Source organism: Blautia massiliensis (ex Liu et al. 2021), from assembly GCF_052064225.1.
GTDB lineage: Bacteria > Bacillota > Clostridia > Lachnospirales > Lachnospiraceae > Blautia_A > Blautia_A fusiformis.
Window position 1 is genome coordinate 1 of sequence record NZ_JBQHWA010000018.1, and the last position, 16140, is coordinate 16140.

Consider the following 16140-nt stretch of genomic DNA (forward strand, 5'->3'; position numbering starts at 1 on the left):
TCTGCGATCTGGTTCTGGGATTCTTCGGTACTTATGGTGGTTCGCTGTGCCGATCTGCGATCTGGTTCTGGGATTCTTCGGTACTTATGGTGGTATGCTGTGCCGATCTGGTCCCTGTATTCTTCGATATTTATAGTGATACGCTGTGCCGATCCTGTTTCTGTATTCTTCAATACTTATAGGAATATTCTGTACCAGTCTGACATTTCAGGACAGGACGCCCAGTCCGCTTCCATCCCCCGCATGTTTTTTCCTGTCGATTGGAAGCGTCAGCCAGAGGAAGGTGGCATCGGGCCGGGCTGCTGCGGAGGAGGGGTGATTACTACTTGGGCTGCGGGAGACGGCGTTATTGCGGCAGGGCCTGCTATCTGAGCCGCAGGCGAGTTCTGGCCCTGCCGCAATGCTTTTAGCCGTCTCACGGAGCCCTAGTAGTATCCCCCGACGGAGTCCCTGCCCGGAGCGATGCCTCCTTCCTCTGGCGTCCCTCGACCACATCCACCTCTCAAAACCTCAAAAAACATCCCCAACTGCATCCACTCCCGGGCCAATGCCTCCTTCCTCTGGCGTCCCTCGACCACATCCACCTAACGAAACCTCAAACGTATCCCCGCCTGCCTCCAACGCTAAAAGCAGACGTCAAAAAAATCTCTCGCACAGACATGAGACTCCGGCATTCTCTTTCCCTGGCCTTCCGAAAAAAAATAAAATGTATTATACTTATTGACAAGCGGATAAAAACATCCGCCGCTGTTTATGGCAAATATCACACAAAGGGAGGTTTTTATCATGGAATACAGACGTTTTGGAAACACAATCTATCTTCGTCTTGATCCGAAGGAAGAGATCCTGGAGGAGATCGGCAAGGTTGCAAAAAAAGAGAATATCCGCCTTGCACAGGTCACAGGCCTTGGCGCCATCAATGATTTCACTGCAGGCGTATACAACACAGTGACAAAGGAATACCACTCTATTCAGTTCCAGGGAGCGTTTGAGATCGTATCACTTACCGGTACCGTTACCCGCAAAGACGGTGACGTTTATCTTCATCTCCATATCGCAGCCGGTGACGAGGAAGGCCATGTACACGGCGGTCATCTGAACCGTGCCATCATCAGCGCTACTGCCGAGATCCAGATCCAGGTGATCGACGGAGAGATCGGCCGTGAGTTCAGTCAGGAGATCGGTCTGAATCTGTTTAAATTCTGATTTTGCCAGAGGGATTCCGGACACAGTCTACTGCTTTACAGTTTAAAAATTTCATCACACATAAAAAGGGTGAAACTACACAGCATAATGCTGTCAACTCACCCTTTTCTTTAGCTTCAATATTACCCTCTCCCGCAATATCTGCAATACTGTCACTGCTGTCGCCAAACTCTTCCGCACTCTCTGTCACGGTTCCGGCTTCCGCCAGCGGCATTTCCTCCTGTGCATAGGCCGTCACTGTTCCCGCTGACAGAGATGTGACTGTCACGGACGCCGCAAGCAGCCAGGCCATGATGGTACTCGTCTTTTTCGCATACCTGTTCCTCCCTTTTCCTCTAATTCACTTTACAGTTTTCTGTAAAGCTGATATCACTGTGAATTTGCCTGATATTTTCTGCTCTGTCAACAAAGTGGATTTTAACAAAATCTGGTCCGACGGATGTTCGTAATTGAAACAGGGGACTTCCCTGATTCACCGACATTTACATTGACAAATTTCCCTGTTATGATATACTTTGATAATAAAACTATTTTATACTAAAATTATTTAACGAAAGCAAATGAATGTGAGGATCTGATCATTATGAAGAATTTTAAAATCGGTGATAAACTTACGAAATTTCCCCTGATCCAGGGTGGAATGGGCGTTGGTATCAGCCTTGGCCGTCTGGCAGGCACCGTTGCAAAGGAAGGCGGGATCGGAATCATTTCCACCGCTCAGATCGGCTACCGGGAAAAGGATTTCGACCGGAATACCGAAGAAGCCAACCAGCGGGCTATCCTGTCCGAGATGAAAAAAGCACGCAGGATTTCTCCTGACGGTATCATCGGCTACAACATCATGGTTGCACTGAAGGAGTACGCATCTCATGTAAAAGCCGCTGTCCATGCCGGCGCTGACCTGATCATCTCCGGTGCAGGACTTCCTACAGAGCTCCCTGCTCTTGTCAGCGGAAGCAAAACAAAGATCGCCCCCATTGTCTCAACGGACAAATCTGCAAAGGTTATCCTGAAATACTGGGAAAGAAAGTACAAGCGCACTGCAGACCTTGTGGTGATCGAAGGTCCCCAGGCAGGCGGTCATCTGGGCTTCCACAAGGAAGAGCTGGATTCCTATACACCGGAAGCCTACGACAATGAGATCCGAAAGATCGTCCAGACTGTAAAAAGCTATGCCGCAAAATTCGGCACGGAAATCCCTGTAGTAGCTGCCGGCGGCATCGCCACGCACGAGGATGTAAAGCATGTCCTTGATCTTGGTGTGGACGGCGTTCAGGTCGCCACCCGTTTTATCCCAACGGAAGAATGTGACGCAGACATCCGGCTGAAAGAATCCCTGATCCACGCCGCAAAGGACGACATTGCCATTGTAAAAAGTCCGGTAGGTATGCCGGGACGTGCCATTATGAACTCCTTCATGCAGCACGTCATGGCCGGTAAAAAAATCCCGCACAGTCCCTGCCACCGCTGCCTTGCCAAATGTTCCCCCGGCGAGATCCCTTACTGCATTACAGACAAGCTGATCGCCGCCGTAAAGGGCGACGTGGAAAACGGCCTGCTGTTCTGCGGAGCAAAGGCCTATATGGCAGATAAGATCGAAACCGTGCACGATGTGATCGCTGATCTGTTTGGCACAGAATCGGAGTGCATCCGGCTGTCATAAAGATAAACCTGCGCTGTCAGGCACCTAAACAAAAAGCCCCTGCTTTCATTGCTTTTCGCAGTGAAAACAGGGACTTTTTGTTTTTCTACCGGTTATCGATCTTTTCCGGGTACATGTCATGCTCTGTCAGACGTTTCCAGGCAATCTCCTCCCATCTGGTTCCGGCCTTTCCGTAATTGCAGTAGGGATCAATGGAAATGCCGCCTCTCGGCGTAAATTTTCCCCAGACCTCAATGTATTTCGGGTCCATAAGACGGATCAGATCCTTCATAATGATGTTCACACAATCCTCATGAAAATCTCCGTGATTGCGAAAGCTAAAAAGATACAGCTTCAGAGATTTGCTCTCCACCATTTTTTCACCGGGTACATAGGATATCGTGATCGTCGCGAAATCCGGCTGTCCAGTAATGGGACAAAGGCTTGTAAATTCTGGGCAGTTGAATTTTACAAAGTAATCGTTGTCCGGGTGCTTGTTCAAAAATGTTTCCAGTACCTCCGGAGCATAATTGTCCGGATATTTTACTTTCTGATTTCCGAGAAGGGTGATCCCTTCTTTTTCCAGGTTTTCTCTGCTCATATTTTTTTCCTTTCTATGGTCAGGCGGATATTTATGATCCGATCTATCTGTCAAGTGCCGGGTCCTTCACTCCATTGAGCCGGAATGCCTCTGCTCTGTCAATACAGGTTCCACACACACCACAGGGCTTTTCGCCGCCTTCGTAACAGCTCCAGGTCAGTTCATAAGGAACATTCAGCTCCAGGCCGGTTTTTACGACCTCTGCCTTTGTGCAGCTGACAAAAGGCGCCTCAACCTTCAGCTGGCCGCCGCTTCCCTGATAGATCGCCTCGTTGATCGCATTGTGAAACGCACTGCTGCAGTCCGGATATGCATTTCCGGCTGCATCATCCGCATGTGCTCCGTAATAGATCACACTGCAGTTTTTTGACAGCGCAATACTTGCTGCCGAGGAAAGAAACAATCCGTTCCGGAACGGCACATAGGTTGAAACCGGTGAGCCATCGGTTTCCTTCAGCTGCTCTGCATAGCTTTCGTGCGGGATCTCTCTGTCTGAATGCTTCAGAAGCGAACAGTCACTGTACCGGAAGATCGGCTCCAGATCCAGATAAAGATGCTCCACTCCGTAATATTCTGCTGTTTTTCTGGCAGCCTCGATTTCTTTTGTGTGCTTCTGTCCGTAAGCTACTGTTAATGCAATTACATTCTCTTTTCCATATTTGTTTACGGCAAGCCCCAGGCAGGTGGTGGAATCCACACCGCCGCTTGCAAGTACAAGTGCTTTCATAGCGTTCTCCTTTTCTGCGGTATTTCTTGTTATATTGTGATATGTTTTCCTGTCATACTCCCCGTTTCTGCGGGTCCCAGATCACCTTATGAAGCTGGATCTGAAGCTTTATATCGTTGAGCTTTTTTTCCATAAGGAAATCCACGATCTCCACCGGCTGGATCCTGCCAAATACAGGGCTGAAATAAACTGCCGTTTTTCCGACCAGCCTGTACTTTTCCAGGATTTCCAGGGCTTTTTCCATATCTCTGCGGCTGCTGACCACAAATTTCAGCGTATCCTCACTGCCCAGAAGCTCCAGATTGGAAAGGAGCATCTCTTTTTCCATGCCGCTGTCCGGTGCTTTATAATCCATGGTAAAGGACGGACGTTTTTTTAATATATGATAAGGCTTCAGATCCACGCTTCCATTGGTCTCAATCTCCACCCGCCGGGATGGATCCTCCAGGATTGCCTCGATCAGCTCCTCCATCCCTTTCCGCAAAAGTGGTTCCCCGCCTGTAAGTGTCACATTTTTTACGCCTGTTTCACGGATCCAGGAAAGGATCTCTTCTTCTGTCAGCCTTTCACTCTCACATCCCGGCTCATTTGCCCAGCTGGTATCACAATAGCTGCATTGAAGATTGCAGCCCTTAAACCGGATAAAAGCGGCAAGCTCTCCTGCCCGTCTGCCCTCTCCGTTGATGCTGACAAATTTCTCTACAACCTGATAGGTACTCATAGCCATACCGCCTCCGTTTCTTCTTCCGTTTCCCGGTAAGCTGCACAGTTATTTGGTGTTTCGTAAACAACAGCTCTTTTTACAGGATAGCCCTTTTCTTCCATTTTTCTGAAAAAATACTCTGAAAAATTCTCTGCTGTAGGGCGAAAGGGAACCTTCACCAGATGAAAGCCTTCCTCATCCAGTGCTTCCAGGGTTTTCGGACGTAATGTATTTTCTTCATAGATCAGCGTGTGATCCATGGAATCTGCCAGCTCCCGAAGATCCTTTTTCAGATCTCCGAAGTCTACCAGCATCCCGCGCTCCTGGCCGTTTTTCTCCAGCTTCCGGCTTTCGATCTCAATCTCCACATGCCAGCGATGACCATGGATGTTGGAACATTTGCCGGTGTAACCGGACAGAAAGTGTGCCGAATCGAAATCTGCTTCTGTTTTTAACTGATACATAAATTTTTCCTCCTTCTGGATCTGTCACACCAACCGAATATTTCCATAAATAAGAAAGAATCCTGCTTGCAGGATTCTCCGCCTGCGACGGGTCGCTTCAGCGACATTATTCCTCTCCGTCGCAGTGCGATCCTGCCCGGAGGGCTTTTTTATGTTATAGGAACATTACGGAGTAATTTCCTATAACATAAAAAAGCCGGGATTCCCGGCCTTGATCCTTCTGTGACCTGCATGTCAGGCGGATACTCGCGATCCGCATTCGCTGCGCAGCTTTAAACCGAATAACTGCTTGATCCGGTTTAAATAAAAAAGGGCAGACCCGCCACGAGTCTGCCCTGATTCTCACATCTTCTTCAGCCCTGGTTTTATTTATAGACAGGATGGTGCAAACGAACTGTCTTATATTAATTTGTATGGTATTTCCGGAGATACTGCATCAAACGATAAATCGGACCAGATCATCCGCGTTCGATGCTCACTCATGAGCGCAGTCGCTCCGCAACGATCTATGGGAACTTTCAGCTCCGGAATTACGGTAAATTTTCTGCAGAATTATCTTCTTCCGCAGCACTTCTTATATTTCTTACCGCTTCCGCACGGACACGGATCGTTGGGATAGATTTTTCTTGCAGATGCCGGCTGCATCGGCATTGCTGTCGGCACAAAGCTGTTCGGCATTGCAGTGTGCGGCTTGCCTGTGGCAAACGGCCATACTGCTCCTGAGATCTCATTCGGTGTGTAACCGCGGAATTCCAGCATTCTTGTGTTATTGTTTGCCTCCATGATCAGCTTTGTAAATTTCTCAAGCTGCTCATCGTTAAACTGGATTCCCTTCTGGTTCAGGTTTTCCATGATCACTGACATTCTGCCATCCATGGAGCATTCTTTGTAAATAAAGAACAGTACCTGATCCTTCACTGCATCGGAAACCTTCATCTCATCCAGCAGGAATCTGCCCAGTCTCTGGTAAGAAGCAGATTTTGTCGGATACCCGTTTTCGGAATAATCCAGGATCTCATCTACAGACGGAATATAGAATTTCCGTCCGCCCTGACGTCTCTCGATATCCTTGTAGATGTTATTGACCAGTGCGGATTTCAGGATCAGCTGATCCTCCGCAAGCTCACAGATGCAGGCCTTCTCCGGAATGGTATGATACAGCTCGATGAAGCTGTCATATCCGATGTCAAAGCCTTTTCTCTGCTTAAACATCTCATATACGGTCTTTGCCGGTGCAGATACATACAGATAGCTTACCATAATAAGGCAATCCTTCAGCCAGTTTACCTGGCTGCGAAGTGTCTGGAACTCCGGTGTATTGATCTGATCGTAAACAGCTGCAACCTCTGCCGGAACTTCTGCGTAATCATCACTGTAGGAAACAAGGTAGCCCATATCGTTCAGCCATTCTAACGTATTCCACTCATCCTCTGCAACATGGAAGCATTTTCTCTGAATAGCTGCCTCAAAAGCCAGTACCTCCTGATCGTCTGCTACGAGGAAGCTTGCTTTCATAACCTCCGGTTTAAGAACCTCTGCAGCAACCTTTGCGGCGATCTCTTCCTGATCCATTCCCTTGCAGTGAAGTCCAAGCTCACCTGCAATGCTGAGAAGGTCTTCTTTACGATAGGACATGAGGAAATCTTTTACTGTAGGATTTCTTCTGCTGCCTGTGGCTGCCTCATCTGCTTTTGCAGCTCTGGCTGCTGCCTCTACTGTTGCAACAATGTCTTCCGATGCTTTGGCTGTTTCCGCCTCAGTTTCAACTGCTGCAGTGCATCCCAGCTCCGGTGCCTCTGTCCAGTACGGATCATCCTCACCCTTTACTTCTTTTATAATAGAAGGAGCTTCTGCTGTTCCCTCGTCTTTCTTCTCAATATCAACTCTGTATTCCGGAGCTTCCTTATCCGCACCATACTGACGAAAGGTAAACCATTTCTCGGAATCCATAAGCTCTACAGTCTCTGTCTCGCCTGCATTTAATAATGTGAAATTATTCTTCGCTTCTCCGTCACCGTTCTCACGGATCTGTACTTTTTTCTGAAAAAATTCAATCTCATATAGGCTGCCTGCCGGATACTGAACCAGTTTTTCAAGCATGGCTGCCATATTTGCAAATGTAACGTCAGCCGCAACAGTACAGCGTCTCCATACCGGCGGTTTCGTTCCTTTTCTTGTGATTTTTAACTGATAAAACATTCCTGTGTTCCTCTCCTGTAAATATATGCCGGATCAGGAGATACGAATAACTCCTGATCCGGCGTAAGCAACTTCCCCTATGTTATACAAAAATAGAGAAATTGTCAATATTTGAGAGGCTTCTACAACACAATATCATATTTCTCAACCTGGATCACAGCATTTCCATCACTGTGAAACAGGATCTCATCTGCTTCCACTGGTGTTGGGATCACGGTAGTCGCAGTTTTGCTTCCATCATTGATAAAAAGCTCTATGGAGCTTCGATCCAAGATAAAACGCAGCTTCAGATTTTGTCTGTCATCTGTGATCTGGAGCTTTCTTGTACATACAACATCACGCTGCACCCCGCTCCAGGTTCTGTCGATTTCCAGTATCTGTCTTTTTCGATCATAGGTAAAGACCGTTGTATATTCTTCATTGCGTGCAAGCTCGATCCGGAACTCATTGTACACATCCAATGCTTCCTGATTTGGATTTCCGGAGTTCCTGCTTCCATCCATGATGCCATCTGCGTTCTGCAGTTCCACAGTCAGATCGATCATTCGGCCACGGACGCCTTCAAGGCTTAAGCTCTCACCCACTTTTACATTCTCATAACAGCAACGGTTTTTCCGATAATTCTCAATTTCCCGAACCGGCTTCTGCCAGATCTTTCCGTCACGATATTCCAGCTCTCTCGGAAGAGTCATCATTCCCTGCCATCTCTGCTTTTCCTTGATCACACAGCTATCCCAGGATTTCATCCAGGCGATCATCACTCTTCTTCCATCCGGAAGAAGGGTTGTCTGCGGCGCATAAAAATCAAGTCCGTAGTCCAGACTTACCGGTGCGTCTTTTTCAAATGTATGTTTTTCGCTGTCATAATCTCCCGTAAAATACAGGGAATTATGTCCATTATGAAACTCATACCCTTTTGCACGCATATGCTGCGGAGAACAGATCAGCACATGTTTATCCCCGAGCGGAAAGAAATCGGGGCATTCCCACATAACACCGATTTCTCCTGTGGAGTTCTCCGCAAGAATTGTTTCAAATTTCCATTCTTTCAGATCTTTACTGGAAAACAGAACTACCTGTCCAGGAATTTCTTCGCTGCGGCATCCTACGAGCATATGGTATGTTCCGTTATCTTCCCATATCTTCGGATCACGGAAATCAACTCTGCTGCATTTCTCCGGAAGCATATCCCCGGTGACTACCGGATTTTTCTCTGCCTTTACATAATCTTTTCCGTCACCCCAGGCAAGGCACTGATTCTGCCGGACTTCTTCTTTTCCATCAGGCAGCTTTTCTGTTGTAACTCCTGTGTAGATCAAAGCCTGTTTTCCATCCGCTTCAATAGCACTTCCGGAAAAGCATCCCTCTCGATCATATTCCTGATCCGGTGCAAGCGCTGCAGGAAGCTGCTCCCATCTGATCATATCCTCCGTCACACTGTGGCCCCAGTGCATAGGGCCCCAGTCACGGCTGTAAGGATGATACTGGTAAAAAAGATGTACCTTTCCTTTAAAAACAGAAAATCCATTGGGATCATTGATCCAGCCAACCGGTGCAGATACATGAAAGGCCGGTTTCTCTTCCTGCGGGATATTTTTTGCTTCCTCTATTTCATAAAGACGTGCTTTTTCAAGTTTTTCACTCATACTCTGCTCTCTCTTTCTTTTTTATGTTTCTGACCGGTATCTTTTTCTGTTTTTATTTCTCTGTCTCACTAAGAGACTTCTGATACTGGTCAAAATATTTCTGTTTGATTGCCAGATAATCAGACAGTCCATACTTCTCCATCTTTTTCAGATAGGAATCCCATTCTTTTTCGATGCCGCCATTCAGGATCCAGTCTGCTTTTTTCTGTTCCGCATACTTCTTGATATCCGTGTCGTACTGAGATACCTTATTGGTATCATCAATACTCATAAATACATTCGGATACACATATTTACTGTTCATATCCTTAAGATATGTTTCGTGCATATTGTCGAGACGCCATTTTGCATCTGCCGGCTCTGTTACATATACATCGTAATACTCGTTAAGTATTGCCAACGGTCCGTTTACAGACTGTGCTTCACGAACCTCTACCGGAGATGCATCTCCCAGATCCATATGTTTCAGCATCTGACCACCTTCTGCATTCTCGGACATCTCAAAGATATTAAATGAATCTTTTTCCCCGTAAGTACCCCAGTTATTCTGCGGAGACTGGATCGGTGCATACATCTGATCGATCCATGCTGCTGCCAGTGCCGTATTCCGACAGCTTGTAGTCAGAACGCAGCGTCCTCTGTCAAAGCCACTGGTTTCACTGTTATTCTGTCTTGTGATATTTACAAGACCATCCGGACCGGCCAGCGCCGGGAGCATTACATAATCTTCATTGTTATCAATATTTGCAATATCCCAGGTGAAACACAGACCATATCTGTGGTTCTTACCTTTTGCAACATAAGTTGACCATTCCTGGGTAAAAGCCTCCGGATCCACCAGCTTTTCTTCTACCAGCTGATGGAGCCACTGAATACCTTCTTTATAGCCTTCCTGTACAGTTGTATAAATAACGGTTCCATCATCTTTCACTGCAAAATGATCACCGGTGTCACCATATCCTTCTCCGAATCCGTTGATGAGAATTGCAGGATCCTGATCACCATTATTGATGATAAAGGACATCGGGATCACACCGCCCTCAATATCAAATTCTTGTTCCAGTTTATCTGCATTGTCGCGGAAAGCGATCAGAACCTGTTCCAGTTCCTCAGTTGTAGTCGGAACGTCCAGCTTCAGATAATCCAGCCATTTTTTATTAATGTAGGGAATATCTCCAATTGCCTGAATGGCTTCTTTCCCCGCACCAAGCTGCTCGATCCATGGGAAAGAATAAATATGTCCGTCCGGTGCTGTACACATTGTTCTGTATTCCGGGTATTTTTCAAATACAGCCTTAAGATTCGGCATGTATTTATCAATGAGATTTTCTACCGGAATAATGATTCCCTGTTTGGCATAACGAAGAAGATCATAATCACTCATCCCTGCGTTAAAAAGTCCATCCGGAAGATTTCCGAACTGTGCCAGCGCCAGATTTTTTTTGTCATTAAACTGATCCGATACAAAACAGGTCCAGTCAATGTGGACATTGGTCTGCTTTTCCAGTCTTTTAAAAATCGTTCTTTCATTAGGTTCCTGTGTAGATGTTGCAGGTGCACTGGTAATAAAAGACAGCTCTGCTTTTTCTTTCAGAGGAAAGGACACATCTTCCACCGGGATATCCGGATCTGTTTCTGCTTTCATGTGTTCTTTTCCGTTTCCACATCCGGCACTGCATACCATTATAATTGCAGAAAGCCCGATTGCCAATAATGCCTTCATTCTTTTTTTCATCATTATCAACCTCCTGTCATCAGCCTTTTACAGAACCAACCATAATGCCCTGGTCAAAATATTTCTGGAAGAATGGATACATGATCAGAAGCGGTAAACTTGATACAATGATCGTAGCATATTTCAGAAGTTCCGCTACCTTTGCCATCTGTGCAGTACTCTGGATATCTGCGATCATTCCGGGCTGCGGTGTATTCTGTACAAGGATGGAACGAAGTACCAGCTGCAATGGCTGCAGTTTCGCATCATTCAAATAAATCATAGCGTCAAAATAACTGTTCCACATTCCTACAAAGGACCACAGTGCAAGCACTGCGATGATCGGTTTGCATACCGGCATCATAATCTTGAAAAAATGCTCGATTTCCGTGGCACCGTCAATGGCAGATGCCTCTCTGAGTTCCTTGGGGATAGACTGATAATAGGTTCTGGCAAGGATCATGTTCCAGACATTAAACGCACCCGGAAGCAGGATTGCCCAGATTGTATTTACCAGATGCAGCTGATTGATCAGGATAAAAGTCGGGATCATTCCTCCACCGAAAAACATGGTAATGAGAAAAATAACATTGAAGAAATTTCTTCCCACAAATTCTTTCTTGGACATTGGATATGCTGCCAGCAGAGTTACCAGAACTGAAATAATGGTAAACACCAGGGAATAAAAAAATGAGTTTGCAAAGCCTCTCCAGATCATATTATTTTCAAGAACTCTGCGGTACGCATCGATCGTCCACTTCCGCACATCAAAGCTGATCCCCTGGCTGTTCAGCACATTCGGATCCATAAAGGATGCGATCACAACATATAAAAGCGGAACCAGAATGGAAAGTACAAATGCACCCAGAAGTACGTATCCGATTCCTAAAATGGCTTTGTCAGATGCCGAATATTTCTTTTTCTTTGCTTTTGCCATAACAGCACCTCCTATAATCCCTCTCCGTCATTCAGTTTCTTGACTACCCAGTTTACAAAGATCAAAAGAATTACATTGATCACTGAATTAAACAGCCCCACTGCTGTAGAATATCCATAGTCTCCATTCAGAAGACCGATTCTGTATACATAAGTAGAAAGAATCTCAGATGCAGGAAGGTTCATATCTGTCTGCAGTGCATATGCTTTTTCAAAACCAATGCTCATAATATTTCCGGCCTGAAGGATAAACTGGATCACAATGATGTTTTTAATAGCCGGAAGCTGTACATACCAGATCTGCTGCAGGATATTTGCACCATCCACCACTGCTGCCTCTTCCAGATCCTTACTTGCATTGGCAAGTGCTGCAGTATACATAATGGATGCCCATCCGGCTGTCTGCCAGATTCCGCTGGCTATGTAAATCGTACGAAATGCTGCCGGCATAGTCATCCAGTTGGCATCGGAACCGATCAGTTTATTCAGTGGACCTACAGGTGAAAGAAACATACGAACCATACCGCAGAGTACGATAACGGAAATAAAATTCGGCGCATAGATCAGAAGCTGAATTTTTTTCCTGATCCCGGCTCTCCGGATCTGATTCAGAAGAAGTGCCAGGATGATCGGAATCGGAAATCCCCACAGTAGTCCGTAAATACTCAGTTTCAGAGTGTTCACAAGATAATTCATAAAATCCGGTGATGCCAGAAATCTCCGGAAGTATTCCAGTCCTACCCATTTGCTTCCAAATACACCATCAATGACATTGTAGTCCTCAAAAGCGATCAGTACGCCACCCATGGGCACGTATTTGAAGATGATCGTCAGAAGAAGTGCAGGCAGCAGAAAAAACACATACAGCTGCCAGTTCTTTTTCACATACTGAAGCTTTTCTGCAGCAGTTCTTTTTCCTGCCGGAACAGCTTTCGCAGAACCTTTTTTCATTCTCTTTTCCTCCCTTTTTTGTTCTTTCGTTCTTGTTTAGTAACCGGTAAAGTAACCGGTTACTTTATAATTTGATACTACTATATGACATAGCTTCTGTCAACCTTTTTTGTTAATTTATTCAAGAAAAGTTACCGGTTACTTAACTGGTTATTTTTTTATTGCTATTTAACGTCTGTATTGTTATACTTAATTATATCAATCTAATCATCCTGTACGGTCTGCAGATTTCTCTTATATGATCACATCTGCTTTCCGTATCATAACTTTCTGCTGTTAAAAGGAGACTATTTTTTTATGGCTAAAAAACAGGTAACATTTGCCGATATTGCAGAATACACTGGTTTTTCCAAGACTACGATCTCCAGATATTTCAATCATCCGGATTCTCTGACCCTGGAAAATCAGGAAAAGATCGCAAAAGCCCTTGATGAGCTCGGCTACAGAAAAAACAAGCTTGCCAGGGTTCTTGCCAATGGAAAAAGCGAATTTGTAGGGATCATTGTCCCGAACCTTTATCTTCATTATTATTCCGAAATGCTGACACAGCTTCTTCGAAGTTACTCCGACTATCATTACAAATTTCTGGTTTTTGTCAGTGATGGCGGCCCGGAGAAAGAAATGCAGTATCTGGACGAGCTGATGGCTTATAAGATTGAAGGACTTATTGTTCTCAGCCATACTCTTTCCTCTGAAAAACTGGCTTCCTATAATATTCCTGTGATCGCCATTGAACGTGAAGCAGAACATATATGCAGCGTTACAACAGACAATTACATGGGCGGCATGCAGGCTACTTCTCTGCTGATACGCAATCAGTGTGATGTACTGATCCACATCAATGTCCATGTACCTGAGAATATTCCGGCTTATGACCGTATCCGTGCCTTTGAGGAAACATGCCGGGAATATCATGTTCCTTATGAACTGAACCTTAATGTTTCCGGTGATTCCTATCAGGAGCTTTTTGAACAGATGCGTGTGATCTTTCAGGATATTGACAGTAAATATTCCGGTCAGAAAAAAGGCATATTTTTATCCAATGATACTTACGCAAATATATTTCTCAATCTGATCTTCCAGAAATACAACTGTCTGCCGGATGAATATCAGATCATCGGATTCGATAATTCACCCATTGCTGCGGAGTCCATCATCCCGATCACTACTATTGGACAGCAGATTGATGTGATCGCACAGACTACCATGGAACTGCTTGTGGAACAGATGAACGAAATGAAGAAAAGAAAACCGGCACCGCTTCAAAAACCGATCCACAAAAAGATCACTCCTGTTCTGATACGACGGCAGACAACAGGAGACTGAAAATACTTACAACATTTTTCCATATTCCATAACAACCCGTATATTCATGTACCGGAAACTTCATGCTATAATTCTGTGGAAAAATGTCAGATAACCATTACCGCCGGGAAATGTTTTACAGGTTTCCCGACATCTATAAATATCTATTCAGGGAGGAAATCATGAAAAAAGATCAGGAAATTTTTCAGGAACGTTTAAACCATCATCACGACGAGCTTCGATGGCTGTACACAGAGCTTTATCACAATGACGATATGTTTGCAGAGCTCTGCGACCAGATGTACCAGTATTTTACAGCACGCCGCCGCGCGCTCAAAAACCGCGACCTGGAAAGAGAAAAAAATCCGGACTGGTTCCGCCAGAAGGATATGCTTGGCATGATGCTCTATATTGACAATTTTGCCGGCAACATCAAGGGAGTTTCTGCCAAGCTTCCATATCTTAAGGAATGCAACGTGAACTGTCTTCATCTGATGCCGTTCCTTGATACCCCGAAGGGCCGTTCCGACGGTGGTTACGCAGTAGCCGACTTCCGCAAAGTCCGCCCGGACCTTGGTTCCATGAAGGATCTGGCTGCCCTTGCAGATAAATGCCACAAAAACGGAATGAACCTGTGTATGGATTTTGTTATGAACCACACTTCCGAGGATCATGAGTGGGCCAAAAAAGCACGCCAGGGTGACGGCGAATATATGAGCCGCTACTTCTTCTACAATAACCGTGAGATCCCGGACGAGTACGAAAAAACCGTACCACAGGTATTCCCGACCACTGCTCCGGGGAACTTTACCTGGCTTCCGGATATCGGTCACTATGTCATGACTACCTTTTATCCGTACCAGTGGGATCTGAACTATGGCAATCCCCGTGTTTTCAATGAGATGATGTACAACTTCCTCTTCCTTGCAAACCAGGGAATGGACGTGATCCGTATCGATGCGGTTCCGTATATCTGGAAGGAACTGGGAACTCCATGCCGTAACCTGAAGCAGGTGCATACGATCGTTCGTATGATGCGTATGATCGCCGAGATCGTCTGCCCAAGTGTCGTACTTCTGGGTGAGGTCGTTATGGAGCCGGAGAAGGTTGTTCCCTATTTCGGAACCGTAGAGAAACCGGAATGCCATATGCTTTATAATGTAACAACCATGGCTACAACCTGGAACAGCATTGCCACTCGTGATATCCGCCTTCTGAAAAAACAGATGGATATTGTAAACAGCCTTCCGAAGCAGTACACCTTCCTGAATTATCTCCGCTGCCATGACGATATCGGCTGGGGACTTGATTTCGCCACCCTGAAAGAATGGGGCATGGATGAGCCATCTCATAAGCGTTACCTGAATGATTTCTTTACAGGAAAGCATCCGGGAAGCGACAGCCGCGGAGAGCTCTATAATGATGACCCGGTAACTCAGGATGCCCGCTTCTGCGGAACTACTGCTTCCATGTGCGGGATCGAGGCTGCTCTTTTTGAAAAAGATGACGAGAAGCTGAAAAGGGGTATCCGCGAGGATCTGATGCTTCACGCATATATGCTTACCCAGTCCGGAATCCCGATGCTTTACAGCTCCGATGAAATCGGACGTCTCAATGATTATTCCTATAAAGAGGATCCTGATAAGGCTGCAGATTCCCGCTATATCCACCGTGGTGCTTTCCAGTGGGAGCTTGCCGGAAAAAGAAACTCCAAATCCTCCGTTGAGGGACAGATCTTCCAGACTCTTAGCCGAATGGAGCAGATCCGCAGCCAGGAATCTGTTTTTGATAAGGACTGTGATGTATATACATACGATGTTCATGATGACAGCATTCTCTGCATCCTTCGCCAGAAAGGAAACGAACGTTTCATCGGAATCTTCAATTTCAGTGACAGCGAAAAAACTGCCTGGATGCAGGAGGAGGGAACCTTCCGTGATCTGATCACTGACCAGACACTGGAGCTTAAGGACGTGGAGCTTCCGGCTTATGGATTTATGTGGTGTAAGAGAATGTAACTGTTACTTGGTAAATAAAAAAGACGTG

At 45.8% G+C, this 16140-nt stretch carries 15 protein-coding genes; 5 read left to right on the forward strand and 10 right to left on the reverse strand.

Annotation, left to right across the window (positions count from 1 at the left end; translation table 11 throughout):
• Positions 1-182 (forward strand): hypothetical protein (locus ACTNDQ_RS08755; RefSeq protein ID WP_441064408.1); only part of this gene is annotated, 182 nt, incomplete at its 5' end.
• A gap of 604 nt (positions 183-786) precedes the next feature.
• Positions 787-1206, forward strand: a complete 420-nt coding sequence (locus ACTNDQ_RS08760; RefSeq protein WP_044962367.1) for a PPC domain-containing DNA-binding protein — start codon at positions 787-789, stop codon at positions 1204-1206.
• Here the strand turns inward: ACTNDQ_RS08760 and ACTNDQ_RS08765 are convergent.
• Complete coding sequence (locus ACTNDQ_RS08765; protein ID WP_278795072.1) at positions 1196-1498, reverse strand: hypothetical protein; 303 nt, start codon at positions 1496-1498, stop codon at positions 1196-1198. The two genes, ACTNDQ_RS08760 and ACTNDQ_RS08765, sit on opposite strands and share 11 nt — an antisense overlap.
• Before the next feature lie 291 nt (positions 1499-1789).
• Here ACTNDQ_RS08765 and ACTNDQ_RS08770 point away from each other — a divergent pair, with 291 nt between their 5' ends.
• Positions 1790-2869, forward strand: a complete 1080-nt coding sequence (locus ACTNDQ_RS08770; protein ID WP_441064409.1) for an NAD(P)H-dependent flavin oxidoreductase — start codon at positions 1790-1792, stop codon at positions 2867-2869.
• 85 nt (positions 2870-2954) lie between these two features.
• On the opposite strand, the gene queF is transcribed toward ACTNDQ_RS08770, so the two are convergent.
• The 9 genes from queF to ACTNDQ_RS08815 all read right to left on the reverse strand — a co-directional run bounded on the left by queF (position 2955) and on the right by ACTNDQ_RS08815 (position 12789).
• Complete coding sequence (gene queF, locus ACTNDQ_RS08775; protein ID WP_015526640.1) at positions 2955-3449, reverse strand: preQ(1) synthase; 495 nt, start codon at positions 3447-3449, stop codon at positions 2955-2957.
• 43 nt (positions 3450-3492) lie between these two features.
• Positions 3493-4209 (reverse strand): 7-cyano-7-deazaguanine synthase QueC, encoded by a 717-nt coding sequence (gene queC, locus ACTNDQ_RS08780; RefSeq protein ID WP_256164017.1) that lies wholly within the window; start codon positions 4207-4209, stop codon positions 3493-3495.
• A 19-nt stretch (positions 4210-4228) separates the two neighbouring features.
• Complete coding sequence (queE, locus tag ACTNDQ_RS08785; protein WP_278795076.1) at positions 4229-4897, reverse strand: putative 7-carboxy-7-deazaguanine synthase QueE; 669 nt, start codon at positions 4895-4897, stop codon at positions 4229-4231.
• Complete coding sequence (queD, locus tag ACTNDQ_RS08790) at positions 4894-5343, reverse strand: 6-carboxytetrahydropterin synthase QueD (protein WP_021652906.1); 450 nt, start codon at positions 5341-5343, stop codon at positions 4894-4896. The genes queE and queD overlap by 4 nt, the downstream gene beginning before the upstream one ends.
• Before the next feature lie 552 nt (positions 5344-5895).
• Positions 5896-7542: an SEC-C metal-binding domain-containing protein gene (locus ACTNDQ_RS08795; RefSeq protein ID WP_441064410.1), complete on the reverse strand. Its 1647-nt coding sequence runs from the start codon at positions 7540-7542 to the stop codon at positions 5896-5898.
• Positions 7543-7664: 122 nt separating this feature from the next.
• Entirely contained in the window at positions 7665-9188 is a 1524-nt protein-coding gene (locus tag ACTNDQ_RS08800; protein WP_288787493.1) for a glycoside hydrolase family 32 protein, read from the reverse strand.
• A 52-nt stretch (positions 9189-9240) separates the two neighbouring features.
• Positions 9241-10872, reverse strand: coding sequence for an ABC transporter substrate-binding protein (locus tag ACTNDQ_RS08805; protein WP_441064424.1), 1632 nt, complete (start codon positions 10870-10872; stop codon positions 9241-9243).
• Between the two features lie 70 nt (positions 10873-10942).
• Positions 10943-11839: a carbohydrate ABC transporter permease gene (locus ACTNDQ_RS08810; RefSeq protein WP_015526648.1), complete on the reverse strand. Its 897-nt coding sequence runs from the start codon at positions 11837-11839 to the stop codon at positions 10943-10945.
• An 11-nt stretch (positions 11840-11850) separates the two neighbouring features.
• Positions 11851-12789: an ABC transporter permease gene (locus ACTNDQ_RS08815; protein ID WP_015526649.1), complete on the reverse strand. Its 939-nt coding sequence runs from the start codon at positions 12787-12789 to the stop codon at positions 11851-11853.
• A 297-nt stretch (positions 12790-13086) separates the two neighbouring features.
• Between ACTNDQ_RS08815 and ACTNDQ_RS08820 the strand changes: the two genes are divergently transcribed.
• Both ACTNDQ_RS08820 and ACTNDQ_RS08825 read left to right on the forward strand, forming a co-directional pair.
• Positions 13087-14115, forward strand: a complete 1029-nt coding sequence (locus ACTNDQ_RS08820; RefSeq protein WP_059086410.1) for a LacI family DNA-binding transcriptional regulator — start codon at positions 13087-13089, stop codon at positions 14113-14115.
• Positions 14116-14276: 161 nt separating this feature from the next.
• On the forward strand, positions 14277-16112 hold the full coding sequence (locus ACTNDQ_RS08825) for an amylosucrase (protein ID WP_186292811.1): 1836 nt from the start codon (positions 14277-14279) through the stop codon (positions 16110-16112).
• Positions 16113-16140: the final 28 nt, after the last annotated feature.